Here is a 13,087-nt window from a genome sequence, read left to right on the forward strand (position 1 = left end):
GTCACTGTGCGTGTCCTACTGCGGCAAAACGGCGGCGAAGCCCGGAACATGGGCCTGGATCGCGTTCAGCAGTTCTTCCTTGCTGAAAGGCTTGGTCAAAAACTGGTCGGAGCCGACGATGCGCCCCTTGGCCTTGTCGAACAGCCCGTCCTTGGACGACAGCATAATCACTGGCGTGGACTTGAACGCACTGTTGTTCTTGATTAAAGCGCAGGTCTGATAACCATCCAGACGCGGCATCATGATGTCGACAAAGATAATGCCCGGATGATTGTCGGCAATCTTGGCCAGCGCATCGAAACCATCGATGGCCGTGATGACTTCACAGCCTACGTTTTTCAACAGCGTTTCGGCGGTGCGGCGAATCGTCTTCGAATCGTCGATCACCATGACCTTCAAGGCGCTGGAATGCTGTTCCATAAATGCTCTACCGTCGCCTTTGAGAAACAATTTGTCCGTTTGACGGCTCGAAACCCTTGATACTGAAGGGCCAGCGCGACATGGCGACCTTTTTAGCACAGTCTCCAAATCCAATCTATCGGCCGACCCGCGCAGAGGTTTTTCCTTGACCGGGAACACACTCAGCGCCACTCTGACGCCACTTTTTCGCGTCCATTCGGACCACCCCATTTCGAGGAAAAACCCATGAGCGTTCGCGTCGGGATTGTCATGGACCCTATCGCCAGCATTTCCTATAAAAAGGATAGCTCGCTGGCCATGCTGCTGGCCGCACAAAAGCGCGGCTGGGAACTGTTCTATATGGAACAGAAGGACTTGTATCAGGGCGAAGGTGAAGCACGGGCGCGGATGCGGCCGCTGAAAGTCTTCGCCAACCCTGAGAAGTGGTTCGAACTGGAAGCCGAGACCGACGCGTTGCTGAGCGATCTGGACGTGATCCTGATGCGCAAGGACCCGCCGTTCGACATGGAATTCGTCTACTCCACATACCTGCTGGAGCAAGCCGAGCGCGCGGGCGTGCTGGTGGTCAACAAACCGCAGAGCCTGCGTGACTGCAACGAAAAGCTGTTCGCCACGCTGTTCCCGCAGTGCACGCCGCCGACCGTGGTCAGCCGCCGCGCCGACGTGTTGCGTGAATTCGCCGCCAAGCACGGCGATGTGATCCTCAAGCCGCTGGACGGCATGGGCGGCACCTCGATTTTCCGTCACCGCGCTGGCGATCCGAACCTGTCGGTGATTCTGGAAACCCTGACCGCGTTGGGCACCCAGCAGATCATGGGCCAGGCCTACCTGCCGGCGATCAAGGACGGCGACAAGCGCATCCTGATGATCGACGGCGAGCCGGTGGATTACTGCCTGGCGCGGATTCCTGCCGCTGGCGAAACCCGTGGCAACCTCGCGGCCGGTGGCCGTGGCGAAGCCCGTCCGCTGAGCGACAAGGATCGCTGGATCGCCGCGCAAGTCGGCCCGACCCTGCGCGAGAAAGGCCTGCTGTTCGTGGGCCTCGATGTGATCGGCGAGCACCTGACCGAAATCAACGTCACCAGCCCGACCTGCATTCGCGAGATTGATAACGCGTTCGGCACCGACATCGGCGGCCTGCTGATGGATGCCATCGATCAGAAGCTCAAGGCTCGTTGATATAGAACACCCAAGATGAAACCGACATTGCGTTATCATGCGCGGCTTGTGAAAAACGCGATGTTGGTTTTCTTGTCATGACGCTCCCGTCCGATCTGCCCGCTGAACTCGCCCATACTGGCGTGCGCCCGGCCGATCGCCTCGGTTTTACCCTGTTTCTCGCGGCGTTGATTCACCTGGCCTTGCTGTTGGGCGTCGGCTTTTCGATGGTCGAACCCAAGCAGATCAGCAAAACCCTGGAAATCACCCTCGCTACCTTCAAAAGCGAAACCAAGCCCAAGAAGGCTGACTTCCTCGCCCAGGAAAATCAGCAAGGCAGCGGCACCCTGGATAAAAAGGCAATTCCCAAGACCACCGAGGTCGCGCCGTTCCAGGACAACAAAGTGCAGAAAGTCACCCCGCCACCGGCCGCCAAACCTGAAGTGCAGGAAGCCGCGCCCAAGGCAGCCGTGACGACCATCGCGCCGAAGCCGAAAAAAGCCGTCGCCAAAAATGAAGAACCCAAGACCGAGCCCAAACCCGCCGTGGCCGCGCCGACGTTCGACAGCTCGCAGCTGTCCAGCGACATCGCCAGCCTGGAAGCGGAACTGGCCAACGAACAACAGCTGTACGCCAAGCGCCCGCGGATTCACCGCTTGAGCGCGGCCTCGACCATGCGCGACAAAGGTGCCTGGTATAAGGACGAATGGCGCAAGAAGGTTGAGCGCATCGGCAACCTTAACTACCCCGACGAAGCGCGGCGCAAGCAGATCTACGGCAATTTGCGCCTGATGGTCTCGATCAACCGCGATGGTTCGCTGTATGAAGTGTTGGTGCTGGAATCCTCCGGGCAACCGTTGCTGGACCAGGCAGCCCAGCGGATCGTGCGGCTGGCAGCGCCTTTTTCGCCGTTTACCGGGGATTTGTCGGATATCGACCGACTGGAAATCATCCGCACCTGGAAATTTGCTCGCGGGGACAAACTCTCCAGTAACTGACACTCCGCAAATCCCCTGTGGGAGCGGGCTTGCTCGCGAATGCGGAGTGTCATTCAACATTCATATCGACTGACACACCGTATTCGCGAGCAAGCCCGCTCCCACATTTGATTGGGGTTGGCTGCCAAATTGCGGCATCCCCAGCTTGTCAGTTCGCCCCTCCAACGCCACACTAGCGCTCATGAAGAACGTCAGCCCCAGCTACCTCAAGCATCACTTCCTGATCGCCATGCCTCACATGGCCGACCCGAACTTTGCGCACACCTTGACCTACATCGTCGAGCACACGGCCAATGGCGCCATGGGGCTGGTAGTCAACCGTCCGCAAGAACTGAACCTGGCCGATATCCTCGAGCAACTGCGCCCAGACATCGAGCCGCCCGCGCTCTGTCAGCACGTGCCGATCTTTATCGGCGGCCCGGTGCAGACCGATCGCGGGTTTGTCCTGCATCCGTCGGGCAAAACCTTTCAGGCGACCGTTGATCTGGAAGGCGAGTTGTCGCTGTCCACGTCCCAAGACGTACTGTTTGCCATCGCTGACGGCGTCGGCCCGGCGAAAAGTGTGATCACCCTCGGTTACGCGGGCTGGGAAGCCGGGCAACTGGAAGCTGAGCTGGCCGATAACGCCTGGCTGACCTGCCCGTACGACGCGGACATCCTGTTCAACACCAGCAGCGAATCGCGCCTCGAAGCGGCGGCCCGGCACCTGGGGATCAATCTCAGCCTGCTGACCAGCCAGGCGGGCCACGCCTGATGGCCCTGCGACTGATTCTGGGTTTTGACTACGGCACCAAACAGATCGGCGTAGCAGTCGGCCAGGTGATTACCGGTCAGGCCCGCGAGCTGTGCACCTTGAAGGCGCAAAACGGTATTCCCGACTGGAATCAGGTCGAAGCCCTGATCAAGGAATGGAAACCCGACGCCGTGGTGGTCGGCCTGCCGTTGAACATGGACGGCACGCCCAGCGACATGTGCCTGCGGGCCGAGAAGTTCGCCCGACGCCTGAACGGCCGATACAACCTGCCCTTCTATACCCACGACGAACGCCTGACCACTTTCGAGGCCAAAGGCGAGCGGCGTGATCGTGGCGGGCAAAAAGGCAGTTACCGCGACAACCCGGTCGATGCCATCGCCGCCGCCCTGCTGTTGCAAGGCTGGCTCGACGAAAACACCGCACTGTTCGAATCCTGAAGAGTCGTCACCACGTCTCTCTATAGCGACAACCCGAGCCAAACCCCGCACGCACCGGCTCGGGCCCAAGAAGGAGCAACCATGAGCCTGCCCAATCCCGCCGAACTGATCAGCCAGATGGCGATCCGTCTCAAGGCACACCTGGAACACCGTGGCATCAGCGAACCGCGCTACATCGGTATCCGTACCGGCGGCGTCTGGGTCGCCCAGGCGTTGCTCGATGAACTGGGCAGCGACTCGCCGCTCGGCACGCTGGACGTCTCCTTCTACCGCGACGACTTCAGCCAGAACGGCCTGCACCCGCAAGTGCGCCCTTCGGCCCTGCCGTTCGAGATCGAAGGCCAGGACCTGGTGCTGATCGACGACGTGCTGATGAGCGGCCGCACCATCCGCGCCGCCATGAATGAACTGTTCGACTACGGCCGCCCGGCCAGCGTGACGCTGGTGTGCCTGCTGGACCTGGACGCCGGCGAGCTGCCGATCCGCCCGAACGTGGTCGGCGCGACCCTGTCGCTGGCTGCCCACGAACGGGTGAAGCTGTCCGGCCCGGAGCTCAAACTCGAACTGCAAGATCTCGCCCTTTAATTCGCCCTATTGAGAGTCCCCCTCGCGATGACGCCTCTAGAAACCAAGCGCCCGCTGCAGCTCAATGATCAGGGCCAGCTGCGCCACTTCCTCTCGCTCGACGGTTTGCGCCGCGAGCTGCTGACGGAAATCCTCGACACCGCCGACTCGTTCCTCGAAGTCGGCGCCCGGGCGGTGAAGAAAGTCCCGTTGCTGCGCGGCAAGACCGTGTGCAACGTGTTCTTCGAGAACTCGACCCGCACCCGCACCACCTTCGAACTGGCGGCCCAACGCCTCTCGGCAGACGTGATCACCCTGAACGTGTCAACGTCCTCGGCGAGCAAGGGCGAAACCCTGCTCGACACCTTGCGCAACCTCGAAGCGATGGCCGCCGACATGTTCGTCGTGCGCCACGGTGACTCCGGCGCCGCGCACTTCATCGCCGAACACGTGTGCCCGCAAGTCGCGATCATCAACGGCGGCGACGGCCGTCATGCACACCCGACCCAAGGCATGCTCGACATGCTGACGATTCGTCGGCACAAGGGCGGCTTCGAAAACCTCTCGGTGGCCATCGTCGGCGACATCCTGCACTCGCGGGTCGCGCGCTCCAACATGCTCGCGCTGAAAACCCTCGGTTGCCCGGACATCCGCGTGATCGCGCCGAAAACCCTGTTGCCGATCGGCATCGAGCAATACGGCGTGAAGGTCTACACCGACATGGCCGCAGGCCTGAAAGACGTCGACGTGGTGATCATGCTGCGTCTGCAACGGGAACGCATGACCGGCGGCCTGCTGCCGAGCGAAGGCGAGTTCTACCGCCTGTTCGGCCTGACCACTGCACGCCTGGCCGGGGCCAAACCGGATTGCATCGTCATGCACCCGGGGCCGATCAACCGTGGGGTGGAGATTGAGTCGGCGGTGGCCGACGGCCCGCACTCGGTGATCCTCAATCAGGTCACCTACGGTATTGCGATTCGTATGGCCGTGCTGTCCATGGCCATGAGCGGGCAGACTGCCCAGCGCCAATTCGAGCAGGAGAACGCCCAGTGAAGCTCAGCATTCTCGGCGCCCGCGTCATCGATCCAACCTCGGGGCTGGATCAAGTTACCGATATCCATGTTGAAGCCTGCAAGATTGTCGCCTTCGGTGCCGCTCCAGCCGGTTTTGTCCCGGTCGAGACCATTGATGCCAAAGGCCTGGTGGCCGCGCCTGGCCTGGTTGACCTGAACGTCGCCCTGCGCGAACCGGGTTACAGCCGCAAAGGTTCGATTGCCAGCGAAACCCGCGCCGCAGCCGCCGGCGGCGTCACCAGCTTGTGCTGCCCGCCGAAAACCAAACCGGTGCTGGACACCTCGGCCGTGGCCGAACTGATCCTCGACCGCGCCCGCGAAGCCGGCAACACCAAGGTGTTCCCGATTGGCGCCCTGAGCAAAGGCCTGGACGGCGAGCAGCTTGCAGAACTCGTTGCCCTGCGCGACGCCGGCTGCGTGGCCTTCGGCAACGGTCTGGAGAGCTTCCGCAACACCCGCACCCTGTGCCGGGCGCTGGAATACGCGGCGACGTTCGACCTCACGGTGATTTTCAACTCCCAGGATCATGACCTGGCCGAAGGTGGCCTGGCCCACGAAGGCCCGACCGCGAGTTTCCTTGGTTTGCCGGGGATTCCCGAAACCGCCGAAACCGTGGCCCTGGCCCGGGATCTGTTGCTGGTCGAGCAAAGCGGCGTGCGCGCGCACTTCAGCCAGCTCACCAGCGCTCGCGGCGTGGCCCTGATCGCTCAGGCCCAGGCCCGTGGATTGCCTGTGACCGCCGATGTGGCGTTGTATCAACTGATCCTGACCGATGAAGCGCTAATCGACTTCAGCAGCCTCTATCACGTCCAGCCGCCGCTGCGCACCCGCGCCGACCGCGATGGCCTGCGTGCGGCGGTGAAATCGGGCGTGGTTTCGGCCATCTCCAGCCATCACCAACCCCACGAGCGCGATGCCAAACTGGCACCGTTCGGCGCGACTGAACCGGGGATCAGCAGCGTTGAACTGCTGCTGCCGTTGGCGATGACGTTGGTAGAAGATGGTTTGCTCGATCTGCCGACGTTGCTGTCGCGCTTGAGTGCCGGCCCCGCCAACGCCTTGCGCCTGCCAGCGGGCAAGTTGGCGGTGGGCGGCGCGGCAGATATCGTGCTGTTCGACCCGGCGGCCTCCACCGTTGCGGGTGAAACCTGGCTTTCCAAAGGCGAGAACTGCCCGTTTATCGGCCACAGCCTGCCGAGCGTGGTGCGTTACACCCTGGTGGATGGACGGATTAGCCACCAGGCGTAAGACCTTGTGGCGAGGGGGCTTGCCCCCGTTCGGCTGCGAAGCAGTCGTAAAACCAGTAAATGCGGCCTTTCTGAGTCACCGCGTTTGCTGATTTTGGGGCCGCTGCGCAGCCCAACGGGGGCAAGCCCCCTCGCCACAGATTTAGCGGGAGGCAGCCCGGTTACTGATGGTGTTCACCACGGAAACCTGGGTATTGAGCGTCCAGAAGTCAAACAATACCCCCAGAAAGAACAGCCCGCCCGTCACCAAGTACAACAAACCGCTGAGCCACTTCCCCTGATACATCCGGTGTACGCCGAACACGCCAAGGAACGTCAGCAGAATCCACGCCACGCTGTATTCAATTGGTCCGGCGGTAAAGCGCAGGTCGGCCTCACGGTCCATCGCCGGGATCAGGAACAGGTCGATCAGCCAGCCGATACCCAACAAACCGAAGGTGAAAAACCAGATCGTCCCGGTCACCGGCTTGCCGTAATAGAAGCGGTGAGCCCCGGTAAAACCGAAAATCCACAGCAGGTAACCGATCACTTTGCTGTGGGTGTCCTGAAGCGTTGAGGGCGATTGATAGGTGTTCATGAAGGTCCTCGATTCACACGATAGATAAATATTGTTGAATTCTTTGTGACTTTTTTACAGGCGTCCGACGTATGGCAAATGCTACCTTCACTCCCGCCAAAGCCTTGTAGTACAAGCACTCTGTCCGACAATTGCGTCAACTCGCTGCTTATTTGGTTCCGTTGACCCCAAGGTCCAATCGACCAACGGCCTCGGAAGGGTCAAAAAAGCTGTTATAAAGTTGCGCGCTAACCCATATGAGCCTTGCCTAATGCGTCCATTTTTCAAGACATGGCTAACCATTTGCCTTTTGATGCCACTGGCCGCCCACGCCACCAATCGTGAGCAACGTCTTCCTAACGTTAATGGTTACACCCCGAAATCCCATGTTTCTGCTCCATCGAGCAAAAACAAGCAAACCGCAAAACACGCTCCGCAACTGAGCAAAGCCAATAGCAAGCTGGTGCCGGCTATGGCGACCAAGCAAAGCAGCAACGTATTGAGCCGCGCCGTGAATGTCCTCGGTACTCCTTACCGTTGGGGCGGCAGCAGCCCAAGTAAAGGGTTCGACTGCAGTGGTCTGGTGAAATATGCGTTCAACGACGCTACGTTCGACCTGCCGCGCACCTCGAATGCCATGGCCAGCGGTCACGGCCAGAAGGTCGATCGTGCGGATCTGAAACCGGGCGACTTGATTTTCTTCAACATCAAGAGCCGTCGGGTTAATCACGTTGCCATTTACCTGGGCAACGACCGCTTTATCCACGCTCCACGCCGTGGCAAAGCGGTGTCCATCGATACGTTGAAGAAGCCGTATTGGGAAAGTCACTATGTGGTGGCCAAGCGGGTTCTGCCGAAAGAACCGGGTCAGATACGCGTCGTACAGCGCTGATTGTTTAAAGCAAGATCAAAAGATCGCAGCCTTCGGCAGCTCCTACACAGGGATTCGCGTTTCCCTGTAGGAGCTGCCGAAGGCTGCGATCTTTTGCTTTTCAAAGACCTCAAAAATTATCCGGCGACCGCGCCTTCTCCCGCGCATGCTCGCGGCTGATCAAGCCCTTGGTCACCAGCTCCTTCAAGCACATATCCAGCGTCTGCATCCCCAGGTTGCCCCCGGTCTGAATTGACGAGTACATCTGCGCCACCTTGTCTTCGCGGATCAGGTTACGGATCGCCGAGGTACCGAGCATGATTTCGTGCGCCGCAATCCGTCCGCCGCCGATCTTCTTGACCAGCGTCTGCGACACGACCGCCAGCAACGACTCGGACAGCATCGAGCGCACCATCGACTTCTCATCCCCCGGAAACACATCCACCACCCGGTCGATGGTCTTCGCCGCGGATGTGGTGTGCAGCGTGCCGAACACCAGATGACCAGTCTCGGCCGCAGTCAGGGCCAGACGAATGGTTTCCAGATCACGCATCTCGCCGACCAGAATCACATCAGGGTCTTCCCGCAGAGCCGAGCGCAACGCGGTAGCGAAACTGCGGGTATCGCGGTGGACTTCGCGCTGATTGATCAGGCATTTGCGCGATTCGTGAACGAACTCGATCGGGTCTTCGATGGTGAGAATGTGGTGATGACGATGGTTGTTCAGGTAATCGATCATCGCCGCCAGGGTGGTGGACTTGCCCGAACCGGTCGGGCCGGTCACCAGCACCAGACCCCGGGGGGCTTCGGTAATCTTGCGAAACACATCTCCCATGCCGAGGTCGTCCATGCTCAGGACCTTCGACGGAATGGTCCGGAACACCGCGCCGGCGCCGCGATTCTGGTTGAACGCGTTGACTCGAAAGCGTGCGACCCCAGGCACTTCAAAGGAAAAGTCGGTTTCCAGATGCTTCTCGAAGTCCACCCGCTGGGTGTCGTTCATGATGTCGTAGATCAACTCCTGCACCTGTTTGTGGTCCAGGGCCGGCAGGTTGATGCGCCGCACATCGCCATCGACGCGAATCATCGGTGGCAAGCCGGCAGACAGGTGCAAGTCGGAAGCGCCCTGTTTGGCGCTGAATGCCAGCAGCTCAGTGATATCCATAGCGCTCCTCAATTCCAGTAGAATGCCGCGAACCTTCAGACCGCCGGCGCCTCTCGATGTCCACGATAGCAGACAACATCCTTCAGGTTAGTTCGCGTATCCAGGCAGCGACCCAAGCTGCGCACCGCGACGAGCACAGCGTCCAGTTGCTGGCCGTGAGCAAGACCAAGCCCGCCGAAGCCCTGCGTGAAGCCTACGCCGCCGGGCTGCGGGACTTTGGCGAGAACTATCTGCAGGAAGCCTTGGGCAAACAGCTCGAATTGGCCGACCTGCCCTTGATCTGGCACTTCATCGGCCCCATTCAATCGAACAAGACTCGCGCTATCGCCGAGCACTTCGCTTGGGTGCATTCCGTGGATCGTTTGAAAATCGCACAACGCTTGTCCGAACAACGCCCTGTCGATCTGCCGCCGCTGAACATCTGCATCCAGGTCAACGTCAGCGCAGAGGACAGCAAGTCCGGCTGCACCCCGGCGGACCTGCCGGCCCTGGCCAAGGCCATCAGCGAACTGCCGCGCCTGAAGTTGCGCGGGTTGATGGCGATCCCCGAGCCGACTGAAGATCGCGCCGCCCAGGACGCCGCTTTTGCTGCTGTGCAGCACCTGCAAGCCAGCCTCGAACTGCCGCTCGACACACTTTCCATGGGCATGAGCCACGACCTCGAGTCGGCCATCGCCATGGGCGCCACGTGGGTCCGCATCGGTACAGCCCTGTTTGGCGCTCGCAGCTCTCAACAAATGCATGGCCAGCCTTGAGAAATGGCTGACTCCTCTCTTTATAAGGACCTGACATGAGCAAGACTCGTATTGCCTTTATCGGTGCCGGCAACATGGCCGCCAGCCTGATCGGTGGCCTGCGCGCCAAAGGTCTGGACGCGGCCCACATCCGCGCCAGCGATCCGGGCGCAGAAACCCGTGCTCGCGTGAGCGCTGAACACGGCATCGAAGTATTCGCCGACAACGCCGACGCGATTCAAGACGCCGACGTGGTCGTTCTGGCGGTCAAACCCCAAGCGATGAAAGCCGTGTGCGAAGCCATTCGCCCAAGCCTCAAGCCGCATCAATTGGTGGTTTCCATTGCCGCCGGCATCACCTGCGCCAGCATGAACAACTGGCTCGGTGCCCAGCCGATTGTGCGCTGCATGCCCAATACCCCGGCGTTGCTGCGCCAGGGTGTGAGCGGTTTGTTCGCCACCGCCGAAGTGAACGCCGAGCAACGCCAGCAAGCCGAGGAGCTGCTGTCTGCCGTCGGCATTGCGTTGTGGCTGAACGAAGAGCAGCAACTGGACGCGGTCACCGCCGTTTCCGGCTCGGGCCCGGCGTACTTCTTCCTGCTGATCGAAGCGATGACCGCTGCAGGCGTGAAACTTGGCCTGCCCGCAGACATCGCCGCCCAACTGACCGTGCAAACCGCACTGGGCGCCGCGCACATGGCGGTGGCCAGTGACGTGGATGCAGCGGAACTGCGTCGTCGCGTGACCTCGCCTGCGGGCACCACGGAAGCAGCGATCAAATCGTTCCAGGCCGGCGGCTTCGAAGCCCTGGTAGAAAAAGCACTCGGCGCCGCGGCACACCGCTCGGCCGAGATGGCCGAACAACTGGGTCGCTAATCAGCTCTTACAAAGGAATCAATGATGCTCGGACTCAATGACGCTGCCGTTTTTATCATCAAGACGCTGGGCAGCCTGTACCTGCTGATCGTGCTGTTGCGCTTCATCCTGCAACTGGTTCGGGCGAACTTCTACAACCCGCTCTGCCAGTTCATCGTCAAAGCTACTCAACCGCTGCTCAAGCCTCTGCGCCGGGTCATCCCGAGCATGTTCGGGCTGGACATGTCGTCGCTGGTACTGGCGTTGATCGTGCAGATGCTGCTGATTGCAGTGATCCTGACGCTCAAAGGGTTCCAGGTCGACTGGCTGTTCCTGGTGCCGTGGGCACTGATCGCGCTCTTCGCGCTGTTCTTGAACATTCTGTTCTACGCGATGATCATCAGCGTGATTCTGTCCTGGGTCGCCCCGGGCAGCCACAACCCGGGTGCAGAGTTGGTCGCGCAGATTACTGAACCGGTACTCGCCCCGTTCCGTCGGATCATTCCGAACCTGGGCGGCCTCGACATCTCGCCGATCTTCGCGTTTATCGTGATCCAGTTGCTGCAGAGCTGGCTGATCCCGCGCCTGGCGTACTACGCGTTCATGCCGCAAGGGCTGCTCGGCCTGATCTGATGAGCTACTTTCGCTGGGACGGTGATGATCTGATTCTGGAATGTCACCTTCAACCGGCAGCCCGCAGCGATGATTTCTGCGGGCTGCATGGTGATCGCTTGAAGATCCGCCTGACCGCGCCGCCGGTTGAAGGCAAGGCCAACGCGTATTTAATGGCGTTTCTGGCCAAGTCGTTTGGGGTTTCCAAGAGCCAGGTGAGCTTGATCAGCGGCGAGCTGAACCGGCAGAAGCGAGTGCGGATCTGTTCGCCAAAGAAATTGCCGGAGTTGCCTGATCTGGTGCGTCCGGCAGATTGACCGCGTCATCGCTCTTCGCGAGCAGGCTCGCTCCCACAATGGAATGCGTCCCCCTGTGGGAGCGAGCCTGCTCGCGAATGCCGCACCTCGATTCAACTGAATAAAATCAGCTAGGGCCTTAGCTTGCTGCTAAAGGCAGCGGTCTTTAGACTTACGCCTCATTTCAACGAGAGCAGGGTCGATGCCAACTGCCTTTCCCGCCGATTCTGTTGGTCTGGTGACGCCGCAAGTGGCGCACTTCAGTGAACCCCTGGCCCTGGCCTGCGGCCGTTCGCTCCCAGCTTATGACCTGATCTACGAAACCTACGGCACGCTGAACGCCACGGCGAGCAATGCCGTGCTGATCTGCCACGCCTTGTCGGGTCACCATCACGCTGCCGGTTTCCACAGCCCCGACGACCGTAAACCCGGTTGGTGGGACAGCTGCATCGGTCCCGGCAAGCCGATCGATACCAGCAAGTTCTTCGTGGTCAGCCTCAACAACCTCGGCGGCTGCAACGGCTCCACCGGCCCGAGCAGTATCAACCCGGAGACCGGCAAGCCATTCGGCGCCGACTTCCCGGTACTGACCGTGGAAGACTGGGTGCACAGCCAGGCGCACCTGTCCGACCTGCTCGGCATCAGCCAGTGGGCGGCGGTGATCGGCGGCAGCCTCGGCGGCATGCAAGCCTTGCAGTGGACCATCACTTACCCCGACCGCGTACGGCACTGCCTGGCCATCGCCTCGGCGCCCAAGCTGTCGGCACAGAACATCGCGTTCAACGAAGTGGCGCGCCAGGCGATCCTCACCGACCCCGAGTTCCACGGTGGTTCGTTCCAGGAAGCGGGCGTGATCCCCAAGCGCGGCTTGATGCTCGCGCGGATGGTCGGGCACATCACCTACCTGTCCGACGATTCCATGGGCGAGAAATTCGGCCGTGGCCTGAAGAGCGAAAAGCTCAACTACGACTTCCACAGCGTCGAGTTCCAGGTCGAGAGCTACCTGCGTTATCAGGGCGAAGAGTTCTCCGGGCGTTTCGACGCCAACACTTACCTGCTGATGACCAAAGCGCTGGACTACTTCGACCCGGCAGCCAACTTTGACGATGATCTGGCGAAAACCTTCGCCGGCGCCACGTCCAAGTTCTGCGTGATGTCGTTCACCACCGACTGGCGCTTCTCCCCTGCCCGCTCCCGGGAACTGGTGGACGCGCTGATGGCGGCCAAAAAAGACGTGTGCTACCTCGAGATCGACGCTCCGCAAGGCCACGACGCCTTCCTGATTCCGATCCCGCGCTATCTGCAGGCGTTTAGCAATTACATGAACCGAATTAGTTTGTGAGTAAGC

General features: G+C 60.6%; 16 protein-coding genes. 13 read left to right on the plus strand and 3 right to left on the minus strand.

Annotation, left to right across the window (positions count from 1 at the left end; genetic code table 11):
* Positions 1–15: 15 nt before the first annotated feature.
* Positions 16–420, minus strand: coding sequence for a twitching motility response regulator PilG (gene pilG / locus ACWIKB_RS01055; protein WP_008152601.1), 405 nt, complete (start codon positions 418–420; stop codon positions 16–18).
* A gap of 225 nt (positions 421–645) precedes the next feature.
* Between pilG and gshB the strand changes: the two genes are divergently transcribed.
* The 7 genes from gshB (at position 646) to ACWIKB_RS01090 (ending at position 6,652) form a co-directional block, all read left to right on the plus strand.
* A complete protein-coding gene (gene gshB, locus ACWIKB_RS01060) occupies positions 646–1,599 on the plus strand; it encodes a glutathione synthase (RefSeq protein WP_054044396.1) in 954 nt (317 codons plus the stop codon).
* 77 nt (positions 1,600–1,676) lie between these two features.
* Entirely contained in the window at positions 1,677–2,576 is a 900-nt protein-coding gene (locus tag ACWIKB_RS01065) for a TonB family protein (protein ID WP_475264971.1), read from the plus strand.
* Between the two features lie 181 nt (positions 2,577–2,757).
* Positions 2,758–3,330: a YqgE/AlgH family protein gene (locus tag ACWIKB_RS01070; protein ID WP_475264972.1), complete on the plus strand. Its 573-nt coding sequence runs from the start codon at positions 2,758–2,760 to the stop codon at positions 3,328–3,330.
* Entirely contained in the window at positions 3,330–3,767 is a 438-nt protein-coding gene (ruvX, locus tag ACWIKB_RS01075; RefSeq protein WP_005792259.1) for a Holliday junction resolvase RuvX, read from the plus strand. Before ACWIKB_RS01070 ends, ruvX begins: the two co-directional genes overlap by 1 nt.
* A gap of 81 nt (positions 3,768–3,848) precedes the next feature.
* A complete protein-coding gene (pyrR, locus tag ACWIKB_RS01080) occupies positions 3,849–4,352 on the plus strand; it encodes a bifunctional pyr operon transcriptional regulator/uracil phosphoribosyltransferase PyrR (protein ID WP_475264973.1) in 504 nt (167 codons plus the stop codon).
* A 27-nt stretch (positions 4,353–4,379) separates the two neighbouring features.
* Positions 4,380–5,384 carry an aspartate carbamoyltransferase catalytic subunit gene (locus ACWIKB_RS01085; RefSeq protein WP_253433241.1) on the plus strand — a complete coding sequence of 335 codons (1,005 nt, stop codon included), beginning with the start codon at positions 4,380–4,382 and terminating at the stop codon, positions 5,382–5,384.
* Entirely contained in the window at positions 5,381–6,652 is a 1,272-nt protein-coding gene (locus tag ACWIKB_RS01090) for a dihydroorotase (protein ID WP_475264974.1), read from the plus strand. The genes ACWIKB_RS01085 and ACWIKB_RS01090 overlap by 4 nt, the downstream gene beginning before the upstream one ends.
* Before the next feature lie 141 nt (positions 6,653–6,793).
* Here the strand turns inward: ACWIKB_RS01090 and ACWIKB_RS01095 are convergent, their stop codons facing one another.
* Entirely contained in the window at positions 6,794–7,228 is a 435-nt protein-coding gene (locus ACWIKB_RS01095; RefSeq protein WP_475264975.1) for an NINE protein, read from the minus strand.
* Between the two features lie 250 nt (positions 7,229–7,478).
* On the opposite strand from ACWIKB_RS01095, the gene ACWIKB_RS01100 reads away from it, so the two are divergent.
* Complete coding sequence (locus ACWIKB_RS01100) at positions 7,479–8,099, plus strand: C40 family peptidase (protein WP_475264976.1); 621 nt, start codon at positions 7,479–7,481, stop codon at positions 8,097–8,099.
* A 109-nt stretch (positions 8,100–8,208) separates the two neighbouring features.
* Here ACWIKB_RS01100 and ACWIKB_RS01105 read toward each other — a convergent pair whose 3' ends face one another.
* Positions 8,209–9,243, minus strand: a complete 1,035-nt coding sequence (locus tag ACWIKB_RS01105; protein WP_427631106.1) for a type IV pilus twitching motility protein PilT — start codon at positions 9,241–9,243, stop codon at positions 8,209–8,211.
* A 56-nt stretch (positions 9,244–9,299) separates the two neighbouring features.
* Here ACWIKB_RS01105 and ACWIKB_RS01110 point away from each other — a divergent pair, with 56 nt between their 5' ends.
* The 5 genes from ACWIKB_RS01110 to metX all read left to right on the plus strand — a co-directional run bounded on the left by ACWIKB_RS01110 (position 9,300) and on the right by metX (position 13,081).
* Positions 9,300–9,998 carry a YggS family pyridoxal phosphate-dependent enzyme gene (locus tag ACWIKB_RS01110; RefSeq protein ID WP_475264977.1) on the plus strand — a complete coding sequence of 233 codons (699 nt, stop codon included), beginning with the start codon at positions 9,300–9,302 and terminating at the stop codon, positions 9,996–9,998.
* Between the two features lie 35 nt (positions 9,999–10,033).
* The gene (gene proC, locus ACWIKB_RS01115) at positions 10,034–10,852 is read left to right on the plus strand and encodes a pyrroline-5-carboxylate reductase (RefSeq protein ID WP_475264978.1); all 819 of its coding nucleotides are present in this window, start codon (positions 10,034–10,036) and stop codon (positions 10,850–10,852) included.
* A gap of 24 nt (positions 10,853–10,876) precedes the next feature.
* A complete protein-coding gene (locus ACWIKB_RS01120; protein ID WP_475264979.1) occupies positions 10,877–11,464 on the plus strand; it encodes a YggT family protein in 588 nt (195 codons plus the stop codon).
* Entirely contained in the window at positions 11,464–11,760 is a 297-nt protein-coding gene (locus ACWIKB_RS01125) for a DUF167 domain-containing protein (protein ID WP_475264980.1), read from the plus strand. The genes ACWIKB_RS01120 and ACWIKB_RS01125 overlap by 1 nt, the downstream gene beginning before the upstream one ends.
* Positions 11,761–11,941: 181 nt before the next feature.
* On the plus strand, positions 11,942–13,081 hold the full coding sequence (gene metX, locus ACWIKB_RS01130) for a homoserine O-succinyltransferase MetX (protein WP_475264981.1): 1,140 nt from the start codon (positions 11,942–11,944) through the stop codon (positions 13,079–13,081).
* Positions 13,082–13,087: the final 6 nt, after the last annotated feature.

Source organism: Pseudomonas sp. 5Vm1k (assembly GCF_056161485.1).

What these genes read in the sequence shown, in the direction of transcription:
- proC (WP_475264978.1), top strand. Translation starts at nt 10,034, where the DNA reads ATGAGCAAGACTCGTATTGCCTTTATCGGTGCCGGCAACATGGCCGCC.
- metX (WP_475264981.1), top strand. Translation starts at nt 11,942, where the DNA reads ATGCCAACTGCCTTTCCCGCCGATTCTGTTGGTCTGGTGACGCCGCAA.
- ACWIKB_RS01085 (WP_253433241.1), top strand. Translation starts at nt 4,380, where the DNA reads ATGACGCCTCTAGAAACCAAGCGCCCGCTGCAGCTCAATGATCAGGGC.
- ACWIKB_RS01100 (WP_475264976.1), top strand. Translation starts at nt 7,479, where the DNA reads ATGCGTCCATTTTTCAAGACATGGCTAACCATTTGCCTTTTGATGCCA.
- ACWIKB_RS01125 (WP_475264980.1), top strand. Translation starts at nt 11,464, where the DNA reads ATGAGCTACTTTCGCTGGGACGGTGATGATCTGATTCTGGAATGTCAC.
- ACWIKB_RS01070 (WP_475264972.1), top strand. Translation starts at nt 2,758, where the DNA reads ATGAAGAACGTCAGCCCCAGCTACCTCAAGCATCACTTCCTGATCGCC.
- ACWIKB_RS01065 (WP_475264971.1), top strand. Translation starts at nt 1,677, where the DNA reads ATGACGCTCCCGTCCGATCTGCCCGCTGAACTCGCCCATACTGGCGTG.
- ACWIKB_RS01120 (WP_475264979.1), top strand. Translation starts at nt 10,877, where the DNA reads ATGCTCGGACTCAATGACGCTGCCGTTTTTATCATCAAGACGCTGGGC.
- pyrR (WP_475264973.1), top strand. Translation starts at nt 3,849, where the DNA reads ATGAGCCTGCCCAATCCCGCCGAACTGATCAGCCAGATGGCGATCCGT.
- pilG (WP_008152601.1), bottom strand. Translation starts at nt 420, where the DNA reads ATGGAACAGCATTCCAGCGCCTTGAAGGTCATGGTGATCGACGATTCG.
- ruvX (WP_005792259.1), top strand. Translation starts at nt 3,330, where the DNA reads ATGGCCCTGCGACTGATTCTGGGTTTTGACTACGGCACCAAACAGATC.
- ACWIKB_RS01110 (WP_475264977.1), top strand. Translation starts at nt 9,300, where the DNA reads ATGTCCACGATAGCAGACAACATCCTTCAGGTTAGTTCGCGTATCCAG.
- ACWIKB_RS01105 (WP_427631106.1), bottom strand. Translation starts at nt 9,243, where the DNA reads ATGGATATCACTGAGCTGCTGGCATTCAGCGCCAAACAGGGCGCTTCC.
- ACWIKB_RS01095 (WP_475264975.1), bottom strand. Translation starts at nt 7,228, where the DNA reads ATGAACACCTATCAATCGCCCTCAACGCTTCAGGACACCCACAGCAAA.
- gshB (WP_054044396.1), top strand. Translation starts at nt 646, where the DNA reads ATGAGCGTTCGCGTCGGGATTGTCATGGACCCTATCGCCAGCATTTCC.